The sequence below is a fragment of the Blastococcus jejuensis genome, from assembly GCF_039534705.1.
Lineage (GTDB): Bacteria > Actinomycetota > Actinomycetes > Mycobacteriales > Geodermatophilaceae > Blastococcus_B > Blastococcus_B jejuensis.
Map to the genome: position 1 here is coordinate 20,736 of NZ_BAAAVV010000006.1, position 23,857 is coordinate 44,592.

Sequence of the window (23,857 nt, forward strand, 5' to 3'; positions counted from 1 at the left end):
CACTCGGGTGCGTCCGGGACGACTCAGGCGTAACCGAGCTGCCGGAGCAGCGCGCCCGACTCCCGCTCGACGTCGGCCAGGCCGTCGGCGTCCAGGGTGGTGCGCCACCGCCCGACCGAGTTCGGCTTGGCTTGCAGCAGTGCCGCGCGCAGTTCGTCCGGCGGCGTGGCGTGCCCGAAGAAGGCGCCGATCTCCTCGGCCGCCCTCACCGGGTCCTGCACGACGTCCTCGTAGCGGACCGTGAGGACGCGATCAGCGGGCAGCTCGGCCAGCCCGGCCATCGCCGCTTCGGTGAAGCGCCGCCAGCTCCATGCCGTCCGGGTGAGGTCCGACGCGGTCGTGAACTCCTCGGCGCGGTCGCGCTCGACCCACCACCGGGCCCAGGGGCCCCACGCCTGGCCGCCGCGGCCGCGACGGGTGTCCCCGACGGATCGGGCCGAGAGCCACGGCTTCTCGGCGTGCGACACCGCGACGTCGCGACCGTCGCGGATGATCTGGACGAACCGGGCGTCGGGGAACGTCCGCGCCAGGAACGGCACGATGAAGCAGTTCTCCGGGTTCTTCTCGACGAATCGGCGGCCGCCCTCCCCGGCGGCGACCTGCAGCAGTCCGTAGGCGGAACGGAACAGCCGCCCGGCCCGCTGCTCGGACCACGTGCCCTCGAACACCTGGCGGGCCGCGGCCTTGGTCACCCGCGGCTCGAAGTGATAGGAGACGCCCGGCAGGGTGCCGATGCACGAACCCAGGAAGGTCGTGCCGGAGCGGGGCGCGCCGAGCACGAACACCGGCGCCCGCAGCCGGGGGTCCAGCGCGCGGAGTGACCGCCGGCGATCGCGGGCGCGACCGGCCAGCTCCTCGCGGCGCTCGCGGCGGTCCGAGACCAGGCCGCGCGCCGTCAGCACCGCCAGCCGCCAGGGCGTGAGCCGCAGTCGCGGAGGTGGGGCGGTCGTCGGGGTGACCGGGGTGTCGGTGCTCATCAGGGTCTTCCTCCGGTGGTGACCCGGTCCGGGATGCCGGCTGGGCTGGGTCGGGACGCCCGTGGGCGCAGGCTGGACAGGGTGGGCAGGCCGAGGCGGGCATGCCAGCGCAGGCAGGCAGCGGCGTAGACGGCGACGCCGAGCGCGATCGCGGTCAGGGAAGCCGTCGTGTCGCCCCCCGTCAGGAGGCGGGTCGCCGCCGGCAGCAGGCCGAAGCAGGTCGCGGCGAGCGCCGCGGCGGTCAGGGTCGACCGGCCGAACGGATGCAGACGCAGCAGGTACATCAGCTGGGCCAACGGCAGCAGGTTGTTGACGAGGATCGCCGCCCCCCACCCGATGGCCGCGCCGAGGATGCCCAGTGACGGGATGAGGACCAGGTCCAGCCCGACCATCACCGCCACGGCGACGACGGAGTTGACCAGTGTCATGGTGGTCCGGCCCGCCATGTTGAGCAGCATGTCGACCATGCCGCAGGCAGTGGCGACGAGCATGGCGCCGGCGAGCACGAGGACCACCGTGCGTCCGGCGTCGTAACCCGCGCCGAAGAGGGACAGGACGGCGTCGGCGAACACGGCGCACAGGAGGTACACCGGCCAGGTGAGGAGCACGATCCACGCCGTCGCCGACCGGTAGACCGCGCCGGCCGAGGCGCGGTCGTCGACGGCGAGGAGGCCGGCCAGGCGGGGCTGCGCGGCACTGGACACGGCGGTGCTCGACAGCTGGCCGACGACGAGGAACCGGGTCGCCGCCGTGTAGACGGCCGCCTCCGCCGGGCCGATCAGCACCGTGATGAGCACGATGTCGAGCCGTTGCAGGGCGATCTGGGCCAGGCTGTTGACGGCGCGCGGCCACGTGAACAGCCAGAACTCCCGCCACGTCCTCCGAGAGGATTGCGCCGACGCGGGGAGCTGCCGCTGCAGCCGGCTCAGCCAGCGACCGGCCAGCACAGCCGTCACCAGCCACGGTAGGACCCAGGCGCCGGCGACCACGGCCACCGAGCCGCTGACGAGCGCCATGGCCACGAGGGCGAGCTGCACCAGCGGACGACCGACCTTGTCGAGGACCACGGTGGGCCGCATCGCCGCGTGGCCGCGCGTCGCGGCGAGGACGGTGTCCGAAAGGGCGGCGACCGGCAGCAGGACGGCCATGACGAGCACCGCCGTCCGGACGTCGGCGGAGCTGTCGCCTACCACGCCGGCCAGCGCACTCGCGGCGAGGGCCATCCCGGCGGCGACGGCGAGGGAGAGCATCAGGACGGGGAGCATCCCCACCCGCTGGAAGCCCCGCACGAGCTCCGGGCGCCCCAGGGAGCGCAGCCGAGCGGTGAAGTACACCAGGCCGGTGCCCGTGCCGAGACAGGCCAGGGTCTCGGCGAGCAGGAACAGCGAGGTCAGCGTGAAGAAGATGCCGGCGTCGTCCTTGGACAGCGCCCGGGTGACGACGACGGTGAGCAGGACGCCCGTCGCAGCCGAGATACCCGCCCCGGCCAGATTGAGCAGCCCGCCGCGCGCGATTCCGGGCATGTCGGCGGTCGGGAGTTCGGGGGTGTGTTCCTCGGTGGTCCCGCGAGTCATCGAACCGGCCCCGGGCGGAGCCGGGCACCCGGGGGCAGGCTCCGCGCGGAGCCGTCCGCCGACGAGCCTTCGAGCCGGGAGTCGGCCTCCTCCTGGGCCTGCTTGTTCCGCCAGAGCAGGGCGATCGAGAGGAACACGATGATGAGCGGCATCGGTAGCGCGTTGTAGACGAACATGAAATAGAGCGACAGCACGATGGCGAGCAGGCCGGCGTCTCCGATCGGCGTTCTGTCGCGGCGGTACACCCATAGGGACTTCAGGAAGAAGCCGACGAACAGAAGGGCACCGCCGACCCCGTGCGCGATGAGGATCGCCCACAGCTGGCCATTGCTGCCCAACGTCGGGTTGCCGCAGCGCGGGCAGTCAGACTCCTGGCCGACCGCGATCGAGTTCGCGCTGCCCATGGCGGCACGGGTGGAGCCGAGGCCGATCACCGGCGAGTGACTGACCGCGTCGATGGTGCGCGCGGTGGTGAACGTACGGATGTCGTTGCTGTGCCCGTTGTCCAGACGCTCCTGCACCAGGCCGGTCAACGGTGTGCCCAGCACCAGGGCGCCGGCGGCCAGGACGCCGACCACCAGCCCGCCGACGGCGGCCACGTTGCCTCGCGCGGCCATCCGGACGACGGCGATCACCGCGGCGATGGCCAGTCCCAGCCACAGGCCGCGGTTCAGGGAGTAGACGATGGGGAAGGCGGAGGCGGCGAGGATCGCGGTGCCCGCCAACTTCCGGGCCACGCTGCCGCGGAGATAACCGACGACGAACCAGCCCACGAGCAGCGCGATGGCGTAGCCCCACATGTTCGTGAAGCCGAACGGTGCCGAGGGGCGAGGAGTCGTGAACCCGAGCACGTCCTGCACCTGGGACGCCGCCGGGTGGACCAGGCTCTGGACGAAGACGTCGCGCGCCACCCGCTCGGGCAGGAGCATCTCGACCGGTGAGGTGAACTCGAAGCGCGGAGCAAGGAGACCCAGCAGGCCACCGGCCACCACGGTCACGAAGAAGGCGCCCAGTTGCCGGACCAGCCGCCGGCGGGGGAACTCCTCCTCGGTCAGGTTGACCGCGTACAGCAGCACGACCGTCGCGGACAGGTACCCGGCCAGGTTGAACGCTACGGAGACAAGGCGCCCCGTCACCGGGGCGGGCAGCGTCCCGGGCGGGTCGTACCCCAGCATGACCGTGCTGGCGACCACCCAGAGCAGGAACAGGACCCACAGGCCGAAGCCCGGGGGCACGAGAACCGACTGTCGACGCAGCAGGTGCGTCACCATCGGTACGGCCAGCAGGAAGGGCATCAGCGCGCTCAGCCCGAGCACCCACCACAGCGGGAAGAACACCAGCAGCGCGGTCAGCGGCCATCCCGGCCGCGCGAACGAGCTGGCGGCCCGTCGAGGTGCGGAGAGGTCGGTGCCGAGTGGGGGCCCGGCCATGGTGACCGTGCCCGTCGGGCTCATCGCGGTGCGTGGTTCCGCGGGCTGGGCGGGACCACGCCGGACGAGTCGCTCGTCGCGCCGGTGGACGCGGGGGGATCGACGACCTCGCTCGGTGAACGGTCCGCATCCAGGGTCTGGAGCGGCACTCCCGGCACCGGCTCGTCGTCATCCTCGGGTCGGCGGGTTCGGTCCGGCTCGTCCCTGACGTCCCGCCCGTAGCGGCCGAGCACCGCCCCGAGCACCGGGGTGCCCATGGACTCCAGTTGCGCGCAGGCATCCAGCACCTCGCGGGCCGTCGTGGACCCGGCCTCGACGAACAGCACCGCGAGCTCGGCCACGTTCGCCAGCGTCTGCGCGTCGGGACTGTCGGTCGTCGGCGGCGCCTCGATCACCACGTACGTCGCCGACTCCAGGAGCCGGTCGACCAGCTTGCGGGGACTGCGCGTCTGGAGCAGCGCGTCGGCCCGGTCGGGGTCGCGTCCGGGCGCCAGCACACGAAGACCCGGTACGCCGTCGAGTCGGCGTACGGCCGCATCGACCTGCTGCTCACCTGCGAGCACCTCGGCGAGGCCCACCGACGGCGGCTCGTCGAAGAGAGAGGCCGCGGTGTCGCCGAAGACGTCGGCACACACCAGAACCACGTCCTCCCCGGAGCGGGCCAGGGAAGCGGCGAGGTTGGTGGCCGTCGGGCCGCCACCGCGCCGGACTCCCGCTACCAGCACGACGCGACGGCTGCTCTCCTCGAGGCTGCTCGAGACCAGGTTGCGGAGCCGGGCATAGCCGCGGCCGTCAGCGCTCAGCGGTGGCGGGACGGTCACCCGGTTGCCGTGCAGCCGGCCCGACAGAACTGCGGTGACGGGTACGCGTGTGCGGCGAAACAGGTCATCGGAGGTGCGGATGACGTCGTCGGCGCGGTACCGGAGAGCCGCCACGCCAAGGCCCAGAAGCAGGCCCATCAGTACACCGGCAGCGATCGCTACCAGCGCATTGGGGCTGCTCGGGCTCGAGGGCAGCGGCGGCTCGTTCACGATGACGCCCGGACGGACCGCCGTCGACTCGATCTCGTTCTGCTGGGCAGACAGGTTCGCCAGCTGGTTGTTCAGCGACGTCGCCTGGCTGTCCAGCCGGTTGCGCGTGGGGGAGTCCGCCGGCAGGGCCGCGCTCGCCTCGAGCACGTCCGACAACTGGGACCCGACCGCGTCGATGCGCGCCTGGAGGAGTTCCCGCTCAGCCTGCAGGGCGTCTTCCGCCGTCTCCTGGCGCTGGGAGAGATAGGCCTCGGCGAATGCCAGCGAACCCTGCTGCGCCTCCTCCGGAGTGCCGCCCGTGAACGCGATGTCGAGGATCTCGGTGTTGGGCGGCACACTCACCGCTACCTGCCCGGCCAGTGAGCGCGCCTCGTCCGGGACGCCGAGCCGCTCGGCGGCATCGGCCACGGTGCCGGTGGCGGTGACGAGCTGCGCCTCGGTGTCGAGGTTGATCGACGTCGTGCGACCGGATCCACCGGACACATCGTCGATGGCCGTGACGAGCACCGATGTCGTGGAGCGGTACTCGCGCGGCGTCAGCTGGAGATAGGCGATTGCCGCACCGACCCCGAGCATCAGGCAGAGGAGGACGGGCACCCACTGCCGGCGCACCAAGTCGACGTAATCGCCCAAGCGCATCGCGTTTCCCGCATCTCCGCTCGGCATCGCGTCGCGTTCCCCTCTGTCCTCGCTCCGCGTCCTCCAGGTCCGAGGCAACCGCGTGATCCTCGACGCGCCGCGCGGCGAGCCGTACGGATTGAATACCACTGGGACCGCTTTGTAAGGGGTTCGCGTCGTCCCGTCACACTCGGACGGGCGAGGATGCCAGGCGTGAGAACTGCTCGTCGTGGCCTCCCGGCGGATACCGGGAGGCCCACGACGAGCAGGGAATCAGGAGCGGAATGTAGACGTGTCCCGCGCCATGTCGCCGAAGGCGTCGTGCTCCGCGGATGTCTGCAGGAGCCAGTTGCAGGTGTCCCCGGCGCCGGAGGACCCGTTCTGGAAGTAGAACGCCGCCGAGATGACGTCGCGGTTGGCCACGACGTACCGGTGGGCGTCCCGCAGCCACTGCGCCCGCTGGGAGCCGGCGACCGAGCCGAACTCGCCGAGGGACGCCTTCTTCCCGTGTGCCCGAGCGAACTGGACCACCGGCTCGGTGAAGCTGGCGAAGCTCAACCACTTGCCGGAATGCCCGTCGCAGCTGCCCCAGTTGTAACCGTCAGCCGAGACGTTGTCGACATAGGCATCGCCTGGGTACCAGTGGATCGCGGCCCGCCGGTCCGACTCCCGCACGCGGAAGGAGTAGGCGGTCATCTGCCAGGTCCACTCGACGTTCGTGGCGCCGACGGAGTTGAAGATCGACACGACTTGCCGGTACGCGGCGACGAATTCCTGGGAGGTGCCGAACCCGCGGCTGCCGCCGGCCTCGGGTTCGTGGTGGTAGGCCACCATGACCGTGCGGTTGAGGGCCTTCACTCCGCGCGCGTACTGGGCGATCTGTTCGTACAGCGCCGAACCGGGGCGGGCAGCAGCCACCTGACTCCACTTGGCCGATGTCTTGACTGTGATCATGTCGGCGTTCGCGGGCACCCGGCGGTCGAACCGGGAGTACGAGTGGAGGGCGAGCGGTTCACCGGTGCTGCGAGAGAGTCCGGCGTGGTCGCCGGCGACGCCGATGTACGTAGTGGGCGCCGCCGAGGCGGGGGTGGTCATGACGGACAGGGCGGCGGTGGTCGCGACGACCACCGAACCACACCTGAGCAGGGCGCGTCTGGCGAGTCGCGGACGTCGGCGGGCCGTCGTCGGGCTCCCCGGTCGCGGCGCGACCAGGGCAGAGTGCTCTCCGGGCATCGAGCGGTGCTCCTTCTTCCAGGACCGCTGACCGGGTTAGCTGACGGGTTCGGGCGGGAAGGAGGCCCTACGGCGGCGTCGCCGATTCACCCCGGGGTCGGTTGGGTCCCCGGCTCCTCATGCACTCGCGGCGCACGCAGGATTGAGCGGTGGCCGATCGAGCCCCGGGTGGTCTCCCCGGGTGCGTACTCGTCTGGGCCGGGGTGAACCCTAGCCGTTGGTCACGGGAGTGTCTCGGCGAGCCTCGCCTGTCACAGCCGGCGCAACCGGGTGTGAGGGCGCGGCCACGGTGCGCGGCGCCAGTGAGCCCCGGGTGACGAACCTGGCTCGAGCCGGCAGCCCGTGCCGAGTTCTCGCCAGCGCCCACAGGACGGGCCCCACGACGACGATGACGGCGAGGACGATAAGCATGGCGGTGTTCCCGACCCCGAGCAGTTTCAGGCCTGAGGCCAGCAGCACCAGCGCGAGTGCCCGGCGGACGAGGCCACCCGGCGCGCGTGACGAGAGGCGTGCGCCCAAGTAGACGCCGGGAAGCGAGCCGATCAGCAGGGCGGCGGTCAGATCGAGCCTGAAATCGCCGAACAGCAGGTGCCCTAGCGCCGCCGAAGTCACCAGTGGCACGGCCTGGACCAGGTCGGTGCCGACGAGGGAGGCGGCGCTGAGCGCGGGATAAAGGGCGAGCAGCGCGATGATGATCAGCGAGCCCGAACCTACCGACGTCATGCCGACGATCAGGCCGCCGACGATGCCGACGAGGACGGTGGCGACCGGCCGCAGGTGCAGCGGCCGGTTGATCTCCGCGGCTGGATCGCGCACGGGTCGGCCCGCCGCCCGGTCGGCGGCGCGGCGACCACGGGCGACCAGATTTTGGTAGGCCCGGATGATCAAGCCGGTGGCCGCGAGCAGCAGAGCCGCGCCCAGCGCCAGCTTGGTCCACTCCTGCACACCTGACGACGAGCCGAGCGACCGGGACACGAGCACCCCGGCGAAGGCGCTGGGCACCGAACCGAGGCAGAGCAGCCCGACCAATCGCAGGTCGACGGTGCCCCGACGCAGGTGCACCACGCCCCCCACGGGCTTCATCACGGCGGAGACGACGAGGTCACTGGACACGGCGGCCAGCGGCGGCACACCGAAGAACAGGACGAGGACCGGCGTCATGAGAGCGCCGCCGCCCATGCCGGTCATGCCGACGACGACGCCGATCAGCAGCCCGGCGAGGACGAGCGACAGCGACAGGTCCACAGGCTCCCCCACGACTCGGTTCGTTCGGCGCGCCGGCCCGCACGCCGTCCGGAACCCTAGGGTCACCCCGGTCCGGGGCGCGCCCCTTTCTGTCCTCCCTCATCCCTGAGAGTCGGTGCGGCCGCGTCGCAGATGGCCTGCGGCACGGTCCCCGGCCGGTACTCTGCGGGGCGCGCGGGTGGCCGCGGACGTGCGTGCGCGGAGCCGGGTCGAGGGCGGGGTTCATGGCCGGGATCAGGCTGTCGCGGCGCAGGATCGGGGCGGTGGTGGCAGTCGCCGCGGTCGCGACGACTGCCGGCTCCGCGCCGCCGCGCATCCCGTGGTCGGACCCGTCGGGGTACGCGCTCGACTGCCTGGCCGTGGGCGCTGCGGCCAACGCCCCGGGGCGCGCCGACGGTCCAGGGCTGGAGCTCTTCCGCCAGGCTGCTGAGGATCTCGGCCCGCTCACGGTCCGGCGCAGCTTCGACCCGCGGTTGCCGTCGTCCTTCGACAGTTCCTCGGCCGCCGTTGATGCCGACGTGGGCGTGCACTCGTTCGTCTCGTGGAAGCCGCCGCACGGCGACCACCGGGGCGCCGCCGCGGGGGAGTACGACGAAGCGATCCGGGCATGGGCCCGCGGCGTCCCTCGGACGGGTGTGTTCGCCACCGCGTTCCACGAGCCGGAGAACGACATGACGGGTCCTGAGTTCGTCGCGCTCCAACGGCACCTCTACCGGGTCGTCAAGGAGGCCAACCCCACCATCCGCTGGGGGCCGGTCTACATGGCCTACTGGTGGGACCCCGCGCAACCGGGCCACTGGATCGGTGCACCCGAGGACTGGTGGCCGGGCAGCGATCACGCCGACTTCGTGGCGCTGGATTGGTACGGCCGCGACCCGGCGCCGATGACCGAGAGCGGTTCGTTCACCACCTGGTACCGGTTCGCTGAGCCGTTCGGCTTGCCGTTGTTCATCACCGAGTACGGGCAGTATCTGCGGCCGGCGGGAGCGCCCTCGGATCCAGCGAAAGAACAGGCCCGCGCCGACGCCATCCGCCGCGACGCCGCCTGGATCGCCCGCCACCCGAGGATCTCGATGTGGATCTACTGGCAGGGCGGCGACCACGTCGGCGACTGGCGGATGCTGGACGAGCGTTCGCAGGGGGCGTGGCGCGAGGTCGCGGAGTCGGGCTGCCCGGCCTCCAGCGCTCCGGGCCGCGCGACGGCGGTCGTCGGCGGCGCCGACTAGCCTGGGAGGCCGGCCAGCCGCCGCACTCCCGCGGCGCCGCACGGCCAGCGAGCCTCAGGAGCAGACGAGCGTGACCTTGCGCGGCGTGCTGGACGTCGTCCTCACCGACCCCGGCATCGCGCGAGTGGTGAGCGCGGCCGGGAACGCCACCCTGGCCGTCACGGCCCCGCCGCCGGTCCAGCCGCTCGTCGCCGCCGCCCTCGCCGCTGCGGCACCGGGCGCCGGCGTGCCCGTGCTGGTGGTCACCGCCGGGGAGCGCGACGCCGACCAGGTCGCCGACCTGCTGCGCTGCGTCGTCCCCGGCCGCCGGGTCGAGACCTTCCCCGCCTGGGAGACGCTGCCGCACGAGCGGCTCAGCCCCCGCGCCGACACCGTCGGACGCCGGCTGGCGGTGCTGCGGGACCTGACGCACCCGGGCGACAACGGGACGATCGACGTCCTGGTCGCGCCGGTGCGCAGCGTCCTCCAGCCGCTGGCGCCCGGCCTCGGCGACCTCGTGCCGGTCGAGCTCGGGCCGGGCGACGAGGCCGAGATCGACGTCGTCGCGCGCGCTCTGGTCGACGCGGCGTACACCCGGGTCGAGCTGGTCGAGAAGCGCGGGGAGTTCGCGCTGCGCGGCGGCCTGCTCGACGTGTTCCCGCCGACCGAGCCGCACCCGGTGCGCGTGGAGTTCTGGGGCGACGAGGTCGACGAGCTGCGCTACTTCTCCGCCGCCGACCAGCGCAGCCTCGACGAGCGGCCCGACCGGCTGTGGGCGCCGCCGTGCCGGGAGCTGCTGCTCACCCCCGAGGTCCGCGAGCGGGCCGCTGCGCTGGCGGTCGAGCACCCCGAGCTGGACGAGATCCTCGGCAAGCTGGCCGAGGGGATCGCGGTCGAGGGGATGGAGGCACTCATCCCCGCCCTCGCCACGGGTGAGATGCAGCTGCTCACCGACCTGGTCGCCACGGGCACCCACGTCCTGGTCTGCGACCCCGAGCGGGTGCGCACCCGGGCAGCCGACCTGGTGCGCACCGCCGAGGAGTTCCTCGCCGCGTCGTGGGCCACCGCCGCCGAAGCAGGGCAGGCGCCGATCGATCTGGGGGCGTCGTCCTTCCGCGACCTCGCCGAGGTCGAGACCGCGGCGCGGATCCGCGGGTTGCCGTGGTGGACGACGGGGGCCTTCACCCTCGCGTCGGAGGACGACGACGAGCACGTGACCCTCCACGCCACCGTCGTCGACCGGTTCTCCGGGGACGTGCCGAAGGCCGTCGAGCAGGTGCGCACCTGGTCGCGCGACGGCTGGCGGATCGTCGTCACCTTCGCCGGCCCGGGCCCCGCGCAGCGCGCCGCCGACCAGTTCGCCGAGGCCGAGCTCGGGGTCCGGCTGGTCCCCGACATCGCCGCCGCCCCCGATGCGGGCCTGGCCTACGTCACGCAGGGCAACCTCGAGACCGGGTTCGCGTTCCCGGGGATCGGGCTCGCCCTGCTGACCGAGCACGACCTGACCGGGCAGCGCGGCACCTCGATGCGCGACGCCCAGAAGATGCCGGCTCGCCGGCGCAACGCCGTCGACCTGGTGCAGCTGCAGCCCGGCGACCTCGTCGTCCACGAGCAGCACGGCATCGGCCGCTACATCGAGATGATCAGCCGCACCGTCAACGGCGGGCAGCGCGACTACCTCATCGTCGAGTACGCGCCGTCGCGGCGGAACCAGCCGCCGGACCGGCTGTTCGTGCCGACCGACGCCCTCGACCAGCTCACCCGCTACGTGGGCGGGGAGGCTCCGGCGCTGTCCAAGCTCGGCGGCGCGGACTGGCAGAAGACCAAGAACTCCGCGCGCAAGGCGGTCAAGCAGATCGCCGCGGAGCTGATCCGGCTCTACTCGGCGCGGATGGCGACGAAGGGCCACGCCTTCGGGCCGGACACGATCTGGCAGCGCGAGCTCGAGGACGCCTTCCCGTTCCAGGAGACCCCCGACCAGCTCGGGGCGATCGACGAGGTCAAGGCCGACATGATGCAGCCGGTGCCGATGGACCGGATCATCTGCGGCGACGTCGGCTACGGGAAGACCGAGATCGCGGTGCGGGCGGCGTTCAAGGCCGTGCAGGACGGCAAGCAGGTCGCCGTCCTCGTGCCGACCACGCTGCTGGCCAACCAGCACTACAAGACCTTCTCCGAGCGCTTCGCCCAGTTCCCGGTGAAGGTCGCGGTGCTCTCCCGATTCCAGTCCGACGCCGAGAGCCGGCAGATCGTCGCGCAGCTGGCCGCCGGTGAGATCGACGTGCTGGTCGGCACCCACCGGCTGCTGCAGCCCACCACCCGGTTCAAGGACCTCGGGCTGGTCATCGTCGACGAGGAGCAGCGCTTCGGGGTCGAGCACAAGGAGTACCTGAAGAGCGTGCGGACGGCGGTCGACGTGCTGTCGATGTCGGCCACCCCGATCCCGCGGACGCTGGAGATGTCGCTGACCGGCATCCGCGAGATGTCGACCATCCTCACCCCGCCCGAGGAGCGGCACCCGGTGCTGACCTACGTGGGTGCGTGGGAGGACAAGCAGATGGCCGCGGCGATCCGTCGCGAGCTGCTGCGCGACGGCCAGGTCTTCGTCATCCACAACCGCGTGCAGTCGATCGACAAGGCGGCGGCCAAGATCCGCAACCTGGTGCCCGAGGCCCGGGTCGCGGTCGGCCACGGGCAGATGAAAGAGCACGAGCTCGAGCGGATCATGGTCGGCTTCTGGGAGAAGGAGTACGACGTCCTCGTCGCGACGACGATCGTCGAGTCGGGCCTCGACATCCCGAACGCCAACACCCTGATCGTCGACCGCGCCGACACCTTCGGCCTCTCCCAGCTGCACCAGATCCGCGGCCGGGTCGGCCGGGGGCGGGAGCGGGCGTACGCCTACTTCACCTACGACCCGACGCGCACGCTCACCGAGACGTCGGTCGACCGGCTCACCACGATCGCGCACAACACCGACCTCGGCGCCGGCATGGCCGTGGCGATGAAGGACCTGGAGATCCGCGGCTCGGGCAACCTGCTCGGCGGCGAGCAGTCCGGGCACATCGCCGGCGTCGGGTTCGACCTCTACGTCCGGCTGGTCGGCGAGGCGGTGGCCGACTACCGGGCGCAGATCGGTGGGGAGTCCCCACCCGTCGAGCCCGCGGAGGTCCGGGTCGACCTGCCGGTCGACGCGCACCTGCCGCACGACTACGTGCCGGGGGAGCGGCTGCGCATGGAGGCCTACCGCAAGGTGGCCTCGGTGCAGAGCGACGAGCAGGCGCAGGCGGTCCTCGACGAGCTCACCGACCGCTACGGCGCCCCGCCGGCTCCGGTGCTCAACCTGCTCGCGGTCGCCCGGTTCCGGGTCGCGATGCGGGCGCTGGGCATCACCGAGGTGTCGCTGCAGGGCCGGGCGATCCGGATCAGCCCGGTGGCCCTGCCGGAGTCCAAGCAGATGCGGCTGGCCCGGCTCGCCGAGGGAGCCACCTACAAGGCCGCCGTCGAGACGATCTCGCTGAAGGTGCCGGTCGGTCCCGACCGCCGCACCCCGCTGCGCGACGTCGCCCTCCTGGAGAACCTGCACGCCACGCTGAAGGCGGTCCTCCAGCAGCCGGTGACCGCTGCCTCCTAAGGGGCACCCGGCCGGCCGATCGGGGTTCCGGAGGGCCGCCGGCGCTAGCCTCGGACGGTCGTCCGTCGTCCGTCCCGAGGAGCACGCGTGCCCACGTCCCGCCGCCGGGAGGTGCTCGGCTACCTCGCCGGCCACGTGCTGACCCCGCAGCGGCTGCGGATCCGGCTGCTGCGGGCGGCCGGCGTCACGGTGGAACGGCACCTCGAGGTGCTCAGCGGCCTGCGGGTGACCGGCGAGGGGCGGCTGACCATCGGCGACTGCTCGTTCGTCAACCACGAGTGCCTGATCGACACCGCCGGCGGCGTCACGATCGGACGCAACGTCGCCCTGGCCAACCGGGTCGCGCTGCTCACCTCCGGCCACGAGACCGACGACCCCCGTGCTCGCGCCGGTCGACGCGTGCTCGCGCCCATCGTCATCGAGGACGGCGCGTGGCTCGGTGCCAACGTCACCGTGCTCGGCGGGGTCACCATCGGCGCGGGCGCCGTCGTGGCCGCCGGATCACTGGTGCGCGCCGACGTCCCCCCGCACACGCTCTGGGCCGGCGTCCCCGCCCGGTTCGTCCGCGCGCTCCCCGTCGACGACCTCCCGGCCGCGGCCGCGCAACCGGCCGACGTCGTCGGCCAGCTGGCGTAGCAGCGGCGCGTTCGTCAGCCACAACCCGAGGCCGAGAACGACGACCGTCACCGCCCCGCCGGTGACCACACCGGCGACCGGGCCCAGCGACAGCGCCCGCATCGCACCCAGCGCCGCGGCGACCGCGAGCAGCCCGCCGCCGACGACGAGCGACGGGCGGCCCCACGTGGCCGGGCCGATACCCAGCGCGCCCCGCAGCGTGACCGCCCCCAGCAGCACCGTGAACACCGCCTCGCCGGCGAAGGCCCAGGCCAGGGCGGTGAGGCCGAGCGGGGCGACCAGCACGACCAGTGCGAGGTGCACGGTCAGGGACGCCGCGGTGAGCGCGAGCTCCACGCCCGACCGGCCGTGGGAGAGCAGCGCCGCCCGGTTGAAGTACCCCAGACCCGCGATCCCGTACGCCAGGCACAGCACCTGGGCCGGCGGGATCGACGCGTCCCACTGCGCCCCGAACAACCACGGGAGCAGCACCGGGCTGGCGACGGCGAGCAGGGCCAGGGCGGGGACCAGGAGCACCTGCGTCGCCGACAGGGCGTACTCGAACGCCCTCCGGAAGCGGTCGGCCGACGTCCGGGCCGCGGCGAAGACGGGCAGCGCGACGCTGTCGAGCACCGCCACCGAGACGTCGACGAGCAGCGCGAGCAGCCGCACGGCCACGGTCCAGTAGCCCAGCGCGGTCACCCCCAGGAGGGCGCCGAGCAGGAACTGCTCGAGCCGGTCGCGGACCGACTGCAGGACGTTGACGGCGAGCACCGGCCCGCCGAACCGGCGCAGTTCGGCGAACGCCTCGCGGGACACCTGCCGGGTGGGGCGCCAGGCCGACATGCGCCAGACCAGGACGGCGGACACGAGGGCCTGCGTGCCGCTCTGCCCGACCAGCGCCCACACGCCGGCCCCGGCCAGCGCGAGCGCGACGCCCACCGCCGCGGACAGCAGGCCGGCCGCCATCTCGCGCAGGGCCAGCTCCCGGAAGCGCAGCTCGCGCTGCAGGATCGCCGACGGCACCGCCGACGTGACGCTCAGGACCAGGATCGGCGCCAGCGCCTGGAACACCGGCGCCAGCCGCGGCTCGCCCAGCAGCCCGGCCAGCGGGGAGGCCAGCACGACCACCAGCCCGGTGGCGGCGAGGGAGAGGGCGAGCGTCGTCCAGAAGGTGGTGCTCCGCGTGCGCTCGTCCCAGGACCGCGTCTGCACCAGGAAGGTGGCCGCACCGAGGTCCGCGACCACGCCCAGCACGCCCAGGAAGGCCAGCGCGAGCGCGACGAGACCGATGTCGGCGGGACCGAGCAGCCGGCTGAGGACCACGAACGTGAGGACGCCGGCGATCCGCACGAGCCACTTCTGGGCCGCCGTCCAGCCGACGCCGACGGCGACCGCCGTCCGGAACTCGGCCATGCGGTGCCTGCCTCGTCTGGGGGAGGGGGAGCCGGTCACCGGCCCACGGGGGCCTGACCGCGCGGGAGCATAACCGGGAAGGGCCGGAATTCCGGGGAGGCTGCCGGTCGGGCAGCAGGGGGAGGGGGACCGTGTCCACGCCGCGGATCAGCGTCATCGTGCGTGCGAAGGACAAGGTCGACACCATCGGCGAGACCCTCGCCGCCCTGCGCCGGCAGAGCGTCGCGGCCGAGGTGATCGTCGTCGACTCCGGGTCCACCGACGGCACCCTGGCGGTGGCCGGGCAGTGGGCCGACCGGGTCATCGAGATCCCCGCGCACTCCTTCAGCTACGGCGGCGCCCTCAACGTCGGGGCCGAGGCCGCCGGCGCTCCGGTGCACGCGGCGCTGTCGGCGCACTGCGTCCCCGAGAGCGTCACGTGGCTGGAGGACAGCCTGCGGCGCTACGAGCGCACCGACGTCGCGGCGACCAACGCGGCGCTGGTCTCCCCATTGGGCGTCCCGATCGCGGACACCTACCTGCAGACCCTCGAGGACGTCGTCGTCGACCCGACCTGGGGCTTCTCCAACCACGCCTCCACCTGGCGGGCCGACGTGTGGGCGGACCTGCCCTTCCGCGAGGACCTCGGTGCCTGCGAGGACAAGGAGTGGTCCTGGCGGGTCCTGGCCGCCGGCTGGACCATCGCCTACGGCCCCGAGCTGGGCGCACCCATGGCACATCGCCGCTCGGCGGGGCTCCGGCCCCTGTACGAGCGGATCACGCGCGAGGCGCAGGCGATGGTGTCCCTCGGGGCGGCCGAGCCGCTCGGCGGGCGCGGGGCGCTGCGTGCGTGGTGGTCGTCGTTCCCGTCGCCGAGCCGCAAGCCCACGTTCGTCCGGCGCGCGAGCCCGTACCGCATGGTCGAGCTGGTCGGCGCCTGGCGCGGCAGCCGGTTGGCGACGGAGCTGCCCGGTCCCCGGCTGCCCGACCTGCTGGCCGCCTCGGGGCGCCCCCACCCGGTGGAGCCCTACCTCCCCTGGATCTGAGAAAGGACCCCCTGCCCCCCACCGCTCGCACGCTCGCGGCGGGACCCTGCAGGGGGCCGTTGCAGTCCGTCACCGCGCTCGCGGCGGGACCCCGCAGGGGGCCACTCCGGTCCGTTCCCCGGTACTCGTAGGGCGGTGTGGGATTCTCGCGGCGTGCTGAAGCGTCGCGTCTCCCGGACGGCCATGTCCGGTCTCCTGCTCGCCGTCGCCGTCTCGGGGCTCACCGCCTGCCGGACGTCGCCGAACGTGGCCGCCTACGTCGGCGACGAGCAGGTGACCGCGCACGAGCTCGAGGCGGCCGTCGACGAGCGTCTCGCCGACGACGAGATCGCCGCCTATGCCGAGGCCGGCGAGGAGGCCTACACCCGCCGGGTGCTCTCGCTGCTCGTGCAGGAGGAGGTCTACGCGGTCGCCGCCGAGCGCTACGGCGTCGACGTGACCGAGGCGCAGGTCCGCGCCCGCATCGACGAGCTGCTCGGCGACGACGACCCCGAGACCGTCTACAGCCAGCTCGCCCAGCAGGGCATCGCCCGCCAGGACGTGTTCGAGAACATCCGCCAGCAGCTGCTGCGCCGGGAGATCGCGGCCGCCGAGGGCCAGGCGGTGGAACTCACCGACGCGGAGCTGCAGGCGCGCTACGAGGAGGTGCGCGAGAGCCAGGCGCAAGTGCGGTTCGGCTACATCACCGTGCCCGACCAGGCGACCGCCGACGCGCTCGCGGCGCAGCTGCAGGCCGACCCGAACACCTACGCGGCCGTCGCTGCGCAGTTCGCCGGCGCGTACACGCTGCCCGAGCTCGAGGACCGCTCGCTCGACGAGGTGCCCGGCCCGCTGGCCGAGCAGGTGGCCGGCGCCGAGCCCAACACCGCCTTCACGCTGCCGGTGGCGGAGGTCGGAGGCGTCATCGTCACCTTCGTCGAGGGCACCGTGTACCCGTCGCTGGAGGAGCTGCGCCCGCAGCTGGAGCAGGAGGCGACCGACGCGACCGACGCCGCCGGCACCGAGCTCGTCGACGAGGTCCGGGCCGACCTCGACGTCACCGTCAACCCGCGGTACGCCGTCCTGGGCGACGACGGCCAGCTGGACCCCGCCGGGGGTGACAGCGGCGTCGTCGACATCCTCGAGGACGAGACCACCCCGGCCGCTCCCGGCGCCCCCGGCGGCGCCGGGGAGTGACGGCGTGCCCGTCGCCGTTGTCATCACGGTCAGTTCCCGGCTGCCCGGGCTGCTGAGCCCGGCGGGCTGGCGCGCGGTCTCCGGTGGCCGTCTGCTGGCCGCCCTGCCCGGGGCGGGGCCCACCGCCGAGGCCCTGCGGCACGCGGGGTTCGACGTGGTGGACGTGCCGGACGCCGGGTCGGCTCCGGAGGGCGCCGTCCTGCTGGCCGCCGTCGGCGAACCCGTGCCCGCGGCCGAGGTGGTCGACGGCGCCCCCGAGCCGGTCGGTGGCGGTCTCCTGGACGTCGTGGCCGTCATGGACCGGTTGCGCTCGCCGGGCGGCTGCCCCTGGGACGCCGAGCAGACCCACACCTCGCTGCGCGGCTACCTGCTCGAGGAGGCGCACGAGGCCTACGACGCGATCGTCGACGACGACCCGGTGGCGATGCGCGAGGAACTCGGTGACGTCCTGCTCCAGGTGGTGTTCCACGCCCGCGTCGCCGCCGAGGCGGCGCCCGACCGCCGGTTCGACATCGACGCCGTGGCCGGCGACCTGGTCGACAAGCTGGTCCGGCGGCACCCGCATGTCTTCGGGGACGCCGGACCGCGCGACGTGGCCGAGGTCGAGGCGGGGTGGGAGGAGATCAAGCAGGCCGAGAAGCAGCGCCGCTCGCCGACCGAGGGCGTCTCCCGCTCACAGCCGGCCGCGGCCTGGGGAGCGGCGCTGGTCCGGCGAGCGGGCCGGGCAGGGCTCTCGACCCCGGCCCCCGCCGAGCTGTCGGCGACCAGTCCCGAGGCGCTGGGGGAGCGGCTGCTCGCCGTCGTCGCGGCCGCCACCGAACGGGGCTGGGACGTCGAGGACGCGCTGCGCGAGGCCGTCCGCCGCTACGCCGGGGAACTGGACGCCGAGGCGGCCGAGCGCTCCCGCGCCTGAGTCTCCCCGCTTTCGGTACCGAAAGCCGCGCCTCCGCGCCCAGCTTTCGGTACAGAAAGCTGGTGTGGGGAGGGCCACGCCGGGGTCGGGGTGTCGGTGTCGCCCGGTTGCACCTACCGTGGCGGACGTGCCCCCGTGCAGGGGGCGGCCCGCCCCCGCCGTCGCGGGGTCGACCGAGGCCACGTGCACTCCCCACCCGCGCCGTCGCCCGAGAGCGTGCGTCGGCGCCCGGAAAGGAGCGATTCCCGCTGTTCCGTGGATCTTCCCCGTCCGTCCTGACCGACCGTCCGCTCGCCGCGCCCGAGGTGCAGGCACTGATGCCCACCCAGACCTGGCAGGTGCTGCTGGTGCTCGCCGGCGCCGCCGGTGTCGCGTGGCTGGTCGGTGTCGCCGCCGGCGCCCTCGTGGGCCGTCTGGCCCGCCGGTCGCCGGCCGTCGCCGACCTGTCCCGCCGGGGGCGCACACCGCTGCGCGCCCTCCTGGTGCTCGTGGCGGTCACCCTGGTGCTCGACGCCGCGCCGGCGATCGGTGGCTGGAGCGGCCCGCTGGTCCGCGTCCTCGGGCTGGCGATCATCGCCACGATCGGCTGGTTGCTCGCGGTCGGGGTCTTCGTCGCCGCCGACGTGACGCTGGCCCGGTTCGACGTCGACGTCGTCGACAACCGGCACGCGCGCCGCGTCCGCACCCAGATCTCGCTGCTGCGTCGCCTGGCCGTCGTGGTCATCGGTGTCCTGGCCGCCGCGGCCATGCTGCTGACCTTCCCCGCCGCCCGAGCCGCGGGCGCGAGCATCCTGGCCAGCGCCGGGGTCATCTCGATCGTGGCGGGCCTCGCGGCGCAGACCGCGCTGGCCAACGTCTTCGCCGGGCTCCAGCTGGCCTTCACCGACGCCATCCGCGTCGACGACGTCGTCGTGGTCGAGGAGGAGTGGGGCCGGATCGAGGAGATCACGCTGACCTACGTCGTCGTCCACATCTGGGACGACCGCCGGCTTGTGCTGCCCTCCACCTACTTCACCACCACGCCGTTCCAGAACTGGACCCGCAAGGAGTCCGCCGTCCTCGGCGGGGTCGAGCTCGACGTCGACTGGAGCGTGCCGTTCGACGCGATGCGGGCCGAGCTCGACCGGCTGCTGGCCGACAACCCGCTGTGGGACCGCCGGGTCGGCGTCCTCCAGGTGACCGACGCCGTCGGCTCGGTGATCCGGGTGCGCGTGCTCCTGAGCGCCCCGGACGCCGGCGCCCTGTTCGACCTGCGGTGCCAGATCAGGGAGTCCCTGGTCGTCTGGCTGCAGCGGGAGCACGGGTACGGACTGCCCCGGCTGCGGTGGGAGAACGACGGCGGGACCGCCGTGCCGCCCGCGCCCGCGGCCGCCGCGCCGCCGGCGGAGAACGCCGCGCTGTTCACCGGCAGCACCGAGGCCGAGGAGCGCTCGCGCGCGTTCGCCGGGCCGTCGGGCTTCGAGGCCGCCGACCGCTAGGCTGCCTGCCGTGGCCAGCATCGACGCCGTCGGCGCGCGGGAGATCCTCGACTCGCGCGGAAACCCCACCGTTGAGGTCGAGGTCGCCCTCGACGACGGGACGATCGCCCGGGCCGCCGTGCCCAGCGGCGCCTCCACCGGAGCCTTCGAGGCCGTGGAGCTGCGCGACGGCGGCGACCGCTACGGCGGGAAGGGTGTGACGAAGGCCGTCGACGGCGTGCTCGACGTCATCGGCCCGGAGCTCGTCGGCTACGACGCGAGCGAGCAGCGGCTGATCGACCAGCAGCTGATCGAGCTCGACGGCACGCCGGACAAGTCGCGGCTGGGCGCCAACGCCCTCCTCGGCGTGAGCCTCGCCGTGGCCCGGGCCGCCGCCGACTCCGCCGGGCTGCCGCTGTTCCGCTACGTCGGCGGGCCCTCGGCGCACCTGCTGCCGGTGCCGATGATGAACATCCTCAACGGTGGCGCCCACGCCGACAGCAACGTCGACGTGCAGGAGTTCATGATCGCCCCGATCGGCGCGGCCACCTTCGCCGAGGCGCTGGCCATGGGTACCGAGACCTACCACGCGCTCAAGGCCGTGCTGAAGAAGGACGGCCTGGCCACCGGCCTGGGCGACGAGGGCGGCTTCGCCCCGAGCCTGTCGAGCAACCGGGCGGCGCTGGACCTGATCGTGCGCGCGGTGGAGAAGGCCGGGTACGGCGTCGGCACCGACATCGCCTTCGCCCTCGACGTCGCCGCCACGGAATTCCACGAGGACGGCGCCTACGCCTTCGAGGGCAAGAAGATGTCCTCGGCCGATATGACCGAGTACTACACCGGCCTGGTCGACGCCTTCCCGATCGTCTCGATCGAGGACCCGCTGTCCGAGGAGGACTGGGACGGCTGGGTGGCCCTGACCGAGGCCCTCGGGGGCCGGGTGCAGATCGTCGGCGACGACCTGTTCGTCACCAACCCGACCCGCCTGGCCGACGGCATCGAGCGCGGCGCGGCCAACGCCCTGCTGGTCAAGGTGAACCAGATCGGCACGCTCACCGAGACGCTCGACGCGGTCAACCTGGCCCACCGCAACGGCTACCGCTGCATGATGAGCCACCGCTCGGGCGAGACCGAGGACACCACGATCGCCGACCTCGCCGTCGCCACCGACTGCGGCCAGATCAAGACCGGCGCCCCGGCGCGCAGCGAGCGGGTGGCGAAGTACAACCAGCTGCTGCGCATCGAGGAGGAGCTCGACGACGCCGCGCGTTACGCCGGCGCCGCCGCCTTCCCGCGCCTGGCCGGCTGACCCGGGATCCTTCTCGCATGAGCAGCGTCCGGGGACGGCGGGGTGGTTCCCCGACCGAGGGCCGCCGGGCCACCGGCCGCGCGCCCCGCCTGCACCACACCCGGCCGGTGCGCACCGGGTCCATCCGCACCGGTGCCCCCAACCGGCCAGGGCAGCGGCGGCCCGGTCGCCGTCCGAACCGCACGTCGGGCTCGGCGAACGCCCGGCGACGGCCCCTGTTCACCGGCCGGGCCGTGCTGCTCGGTGCGCTGATCCTGCTGCTCGCGCTCACCCTCGCCGGCCCGCTGCGCCAGTTCCTCGCCGGTCGGGCCGAGCTCGTGCAGCTGGCCGCCGAGGGCCGGGAGCTCGAGCGGCGGGCCGAGGAGCTCCAGGCCCAGCTGGACCGGCAGTCCGATCCCGCGTGGACCGAGCGGGAGGCCCGGCAGCGGCTGACCTACGTGCTCCCCGGTGACCGGCTCGTGGTGGTCGTCGACGGCCGCACGGTCGAGGGCGACGAGGCGGCGCAACCCGAGCGGAGCGGCCCGGCCGAGCCGAGCAGCTGGTACGAGGGGCTGATGGAGTCGCTGTCGACCGCCGACGGCGACCCGCGGGAATGAGCGACCCCACGGGCCACGATGGCCCTGTCGGCCCTGTCGGCCCTGTGGCCGAGCCGCTCGGTCCGGGTGATCGCCAGGTCGTCGAGCGCCAGCTGGGCCGTCCACCCCGGGCCCTCGTCGGCGTCGCGCACCGCTGCCCGTGCGGCCAGCCCGACGTCGTCGAGACCTCCCCGCGGCTGGAGGACGGCACCCCGTTCCCGACGCTGTACTACCTGACCTGCCCCCGGGCCAACGCCGCCGCGAGCCGGCTGGAGTCGGCCGGGCTGATGCGCGAATGGCAGGACGAGCTGGGCGCCGACCCCGAGCTGGCGGCGGGTTACCGCGCCGCCCACGAGGCCTACCTCGCGGCCCGCGACGCCCGCGACGTGCTGCCCACCCGCGCCACCGCCGGGGGCATGCCCGACCGGGTCAAGTGCCTGCACGCGCTGGCCGCGCACGCCCTGGCCGCCGGGCCGGGCGTCAACCCCATCGGCGACCGCGCCGTCGAGGGGATGGGGGAGTGGTGGGCGGCCGGCCCCTGCGCAGCCATGCCCGCGCAGCCATGACGCGGGTCGCCTCCATCGACTGCGGCACCAACTCCATCCGGCTGCTCGTGGCCGACGTGCCGGCCGCCGGCGCGCACACCGACCTCCTGCGCCGCATGGAGGTGGTGCGGCTCGGGGAGGGCGTGGACGCCACCGGGCGCCTGGCGCCGCAGGCGATCGAGCGCACCCGCCGGGTCCTCGCGGAGTACGCCGCCGCGGCCCGCGACCTCGGGGCGACGGCGGTGCGCATGGTGGCGACCAGCGCCACCCGGGACGCCGCCAACCGGGGCGACTTCGAGGACATGGTCGTGGCGACACTGGGTCAGAAGCCCGACGTGGTCTCCGGGCGGGAGGAGGCCGAGCTGTCCTTCCTCGGCGCGACCGCCTCGCTGGACGCCGCGGCGACGGCGCACGGCTCGCCGCCGCCCCGGCCGCCATTCCTCGTGGTCGACATCGGCGGCGGCTCGACCGAGTTCGTGCTGGGCGACGGGTCCGGCGTGCGGGCGGCCCACTCGGTGGACATCGGCTGCGTCCGCCTCACCGAGCGGCACCTGCGCGGTGACCCGCCGACCGCGGAGGAGATCCGCCGGGCCGAGGCCGACATCCGCTCCGCGCTCGACCAGGTGCGCGCCGAGGTGCCGGTGGATCAGGCGGTCAGCCTGGTCGGCCTCGCCGGCTCGGTCACGACCGTGGCAGCCCTGGCCCTGGCGCTGCCGGCCTACGACGCCGACGCGATCCACGGGTCGCGGATCGCCGTCGACGACGTCCGGGCGGTGACCGCCGACCTGCTGGCCGCGACCCGCGCGCGGCGGGCGGCGATGCCGGTCATGCATCCCGGGCGCGTCGACGTCATCGGCGCAGGTTCGCTGATCCTCCGCGTCCTGATGGACGAGTTCGCTGCCGCCGAGGTCGTCGTCAGCGAGCACGACATCCTCGACGGCATCGCCCTGCGGCTGGCCCGCGGCTGATCCGGCCGGCTCAGACGTGCGCGGCGTAGAGCCGCAGCAGGCCCGACCAGCCGCCTTCGGCGCGCACGCTGTCGCGGATGCTCTCCCAGCCGATGCCGTGGGCGTCGATGCGGTCGTGCACGAGGTCGACGCGGGTGCCGGCGGCCACCGGCGTGAAGGTGACGGTGACCCGGCTGCCGGGAGCGTCGGCGGCGGGCACCGCCCAGTCGGGTCCGATCAGCCAGGAGAAGGCGAACGAGCCCGGCGGGTCCCAGGTCAGCACCCGGCCCCAGGTGCACTCCTCCCCGGAGGTGCTCCGCTCCCACACGCGTCCGCCGGGGAACGGCTCGATGCCGACCTCGGCGAGCTCGCCCTCGAGCAGGTGGTGCCCGCGGTTCCACCACTGGTCGAAGCCGGCGGTGAACACCTGGAAGGCCCGGTCCGGCGGGGCGCCCACTTCGATGCTGCTGCGCGCCGTGGCCGTGTCGTCGGTCTGGATCGTCACTGGTCGTTCCCCTTCTCCGGTTCGGTCCGGTCGACCTCCCGGGCGTAGGCCGCGAGGGCCCCGGCCCAGAAGCGCTCGAAGTAGGCGCGCGCGGCCTGCAGGCCGCGCGGGTCGACCGAGTAGATGCGTCGGGTGCCCTGGGCGCGCGAGTCGACCAGGTGCACCTCCTTGAGCACCCGCAGGTGCTGCGACACCGCCGGCCGGCTGACCGGGACGGCGGAGGCGATCTCGACGACCGACCGCGGACCGTCGGCGAGCAGCTCGAAGATCGAGCGGCGGGTGCGGTCGGCGAGCGCCTCGATCACCAGGCCTTCGTAAGTAGGCACGAACGGTAAGATGTCACTTACCAATACCGGTGTCAAGGGTTACGGGCGGCGTGATGAACTGCAACCGTGGTTCGCGACGCCGGCGGGTTCCCGTGAAAGGA

19 protein-coding genes, 1 pseudogene and 1 riboswitch are annotated in these 23,857 nt (G+C 73.5%); of the genes and pseudogenes, 11 read left to right on the forward strand and 9 right to left on the reverse strand.

Features of this window, described 5'->3' with window-relative positions; genetic code table 11:
• Nucleotides 1–23: 23 nt before the first annotated feature.
• The 6 genes from ABD644_RS13415 to ABD644_RS13440 form a co-directional block, all read right to left on the reverse strand.
• Nucleotides 24–977: a sulfotransferase family protein gene (locus ABD644_RS13415; RefSeq protein WP_344689423.1), complete on the reverse strand. Its 954-nt coding sequence runs from the start codon at nucleotides 975–977 to the stop codon at nucleotides 24–26.
• On the reverse strand, nucleotides 977–2,551 hold the full coding sequence (locus ABD644_RS13420; RefSeq protein WP_344689424.1) for an oligosaccharide flippase family protein: 1,575 nt from the start codon (nucleotides 2,549–2,551) through the stop codon (nucleotides 977–979). The genes ABD644_RS13415 and ABD644_RS13420 overlap by 1 nt, the downstream gene beginning before the upstream one ends.
• Entirely contained in the window at nucleotides 2,548–3,981 is a 1,434-nt protein-coding gene (locus ABD644_RS13425) for an O-antigen ligase family protein (protein WP_344689425.1), read from the reverse strand. The genes ABD644_RS13420 and ABD644_RS13425 overlap by 4 nt, the downstream gene beginning before the upstream one ends.
• Before the next feature lie 20 nt (nucleotides 3,982–4,001).
• Complete coding sequence (locus ABD644_RS13430; RefSeq protein ID WP_344689426.1) at nucleotides 4,002–5,678, reverse strand: tyrosine-protein kinase domain-containing protein; 1,677 nt, start codon at nucleotides 5,676–5,678, stop codon at nucleotides 4,002–4,004.
• A 225-nt stretch (nucleotides 5,679–5,903) separates the two neighbouring features.
• Entirely contained in the window at nucleotides 5,904–6,758 is an 855-nt protein-coding gene (locus tag ABD644_RS13435; RefSeq protein ID WP_344689427.1) for a glycoside hydrolase family 26 protein, read from the reverse strand.
• Nucleotides 6,759–6,873: 115 nt separating this feature from the next.
• A riboswitch (cyclic di-AMP (ydaO/yuaA leader) is annotated at nucleotides 6,874–7,022 on the reverse strand.
• A 51-nt stretch (nucleotides 7,023–7,073) separates the two neighbouring features.
• Nucleotides 7,074–8,120 carry a sulfite exporter TauE/SafE family protein gene (locus ABD644_RS13440; protein ID WP_344689428.1) on the reverse strand — a complete coding sequence of 349 codons (1,047 nt, stop codon included), beginning with the start codon at nucleotides 8,118–8,120 and terminating at the stop codon, nucleotides 7,074–7,076.
• A gap of 251 nt (nucleotides 8,121–8,371) precedes the next feature.
• Here ABD644_RS13440 and ABD644_RS13445 point away from each other — a divergent pair, with 251 nt between their 5' ends.
• The 3 genes from ABD644_RS13445 to ABD644_RS13455 all read left to right on the forward strand — a co-directional run bounded on the left by ABD644_RS13445 (nucleotide 8,372) and on the right by ABD644_RS13455 (nucleotide 13,583).
• Nucleotides 8,372–9,334 carry a hypothetical protein gene (locus ABD644_RS13445; RefSeq protein ID WP_344689429.1) on the forward strand — a complete coding sequence of 321 codons (963 nt, stop codon included), beginning with the start codon at nucleotides 8,372–8,374 and terminating at the stop codon, nucleotides 9,332–9,334.
• Nucleotides 9,335–9,404: 70 nt separating this feature from the next.
• Nucleotides 9,405–12,947 (forward strand): transcription-repair coupling factor, encoded by a 3,543-nt coding sequence (mfd, locus tag ABD644_RS13450; RefSeq protein WP_344689430.1) that lies wholly within the window; start codon nucleotides 9,405–9,407, stop codon nucleotides 12,945–12,947.
• An 87-nt stretch (nucleotides 12,948–13,034) separates the two neighbouring features.
• Nucleotides 13,035–13,583: an acyltransferase gene (locus ABD644_RS13455; protein WP_344689431.1), complete on the forward strand. Its 549-nt coding sequence runs from the start codon at nucleotides 13,035–13,037 to the stop codon at nucleotides 13,581–13,583.
• Nucleotides 13,584–14,018: 435 nt separating this feature from the next.
• Here ABD644_RS13455 and ABD644_RS13460 read toward each other — a convergent pair.
• A pseudogene (locus ABD644_RS13460) lies at nucleotides 14,019–14,978 on the reverse strand (oligosaccharide flippase family protein); the annotation flags it as partial.
• 131 nt (nucleotides 14,979–15,109) lie between these two features.
• On the opposite strand from ABD644_RS13460, the gene ABD644_RS13465 reads away from it, so the two are divergent.
• From ABD644_RS13465 to ABD644_RS13500, 8 genes are all read left to right on the forward strand, one after another.
• Nucleotides 15,110–16,003 carry a glycosyltransferase family 2 protein gene (locus tag ABD644_RS13465; protein WP_344689432.1) on the forward strand — a complete coding sequence of 298 codons (894 nt, stop codon included), beginning with the start codon at nucleotides 15,110–15,112 and terminating at the stop codon, nucleotides 16,001–16,003.
• A gap of 153 nt (nucleotides 16,004–16,156) precedes the next feature.
• Nucleotides 16,157–17,179: a SurA N-terminal domain-containing protein gene (locus ABD644_RS13470; RefSeq protein ID WP_344689433.1), complete on the forward strand. Its 1,023-nt coding sequence runs from the start codon at nucleotides 16,157–16,159 to the stop codon at nucleotides 17,177–17,179.
• A gap of 4 nt (nucleotides 17,180–17,183) precedes the next feature.
• Nucleotides 17,184–18,092, forward strand: a complete 909-nt coding sequence (locus ABD644_RS13475; RefSeq protein WP_344689434.1) for a nucleoside triphosphate pyrophosphohydrolase — start codon at nucleotides 17,184–17,186, stop codon at nucleotides 18,090–18,092.
• A gap of 317 nt (nucleotides 18,093–18,409) precedes the next feature.
• Complete coding sequence (locus tag ABD644_RS13480) at nucleotides 18,410–19,570, forward strand: mechanosensitive ion channel family protein (RefSeq protein WP_344689435.1); 1,161 nt, start codon at nucleotides 18,410–18,412, stop codon at nucleotides 19,568–19,570.
• Nucleotides 19,571–19,580: 10 nt separating this feature from the next.
• Nucleotides 19,581–20,858: a phosphopyruvate hydratase gene (gene eno / locus ABD644_RS13485; RefSeq protein ID WP_344689436.1), complete on the forward strand. Its 1,278-nt coding sequence runs from the start codon at nucleotides 19,581–19,583 to the stop codon at nucleotides 20,856–20,858.
• Between the two features lie 17 nt (nucleotides 20,859–20,875).
• Nucleotides 20,876–21,454: an FtsB family cell division protein gene (locus tag ABD644_RS13490; protein ID WP_344689438.1), complete on the forward strand. Its 579-nt coding sequence runs from the start codon at nucleotides 20,876–20,878 to the stop codon at nucleotides 21,452–21,454.
• Nucleotides 21,455–21,498: 44 nt separating this feature from the next.
• Nucleotides 21,499–21,999, forward strand: coding sequence for a DUF501 domain-containing protein (locus tag ABD644_RS13495; protein WP_344689439.1), 501 nt, complete (start codon nucleotides 21,499–21,501; stop codon nucleotides 21,997–21,999).
• Complete coding sequence (locus ABD644_RS13500) at nucleotides 21,996–22,946, forward strand: Ppx/GppA phosphatase family protein (RefSeq protein WP_344689441.1); 951 nt, start codon at nucleotides 21,996–21,998, stop codon at nucleotides 22,944–22,946. Before ABD644_RS13495 ends, ABD644_RS13500 begins: the two co-directional genes overlap by 4 nt.
• Nucleotides 22,947–22,956: 10 nt before the next feature.
• On the opposite strand, the gene ABD644_RS13505 is transcribed toward ABD644_RS13500, so the two are convergent.
• Together ABD644_RS13505 and ABD644_RS13510 are read right to left on the reverse strand one after the other, a co-directional pair.
• A complete protein-coding gene (locus tag ABD644_RS13505; protein WP_344689442.1) occupies nucleotides 22,957–23,430 on the reverse strand; it encodes an SRPBCC family protein in 474 nt (157 codons plus the stop codon).
• Nucleotides 23,427–23,756: an ArsR/SmtB family transcription factor gene (locus ABD644_RS13510; RefSeq protein WP_344689443.1), complete on the reverse strand. Its 330-nt coding sequence runs from the start codon at nucleotides 23,754–23,756 to the stop codon at nucleotides 23,427–23,429. The genes ABD644_RS13505 and ABD644_RS13510 overlap by 4 nt, the downstream gene beginning before the upstream one ends.
• Nucleotides 23,757–23,857 lie beyond the last annotated feature (101 nt).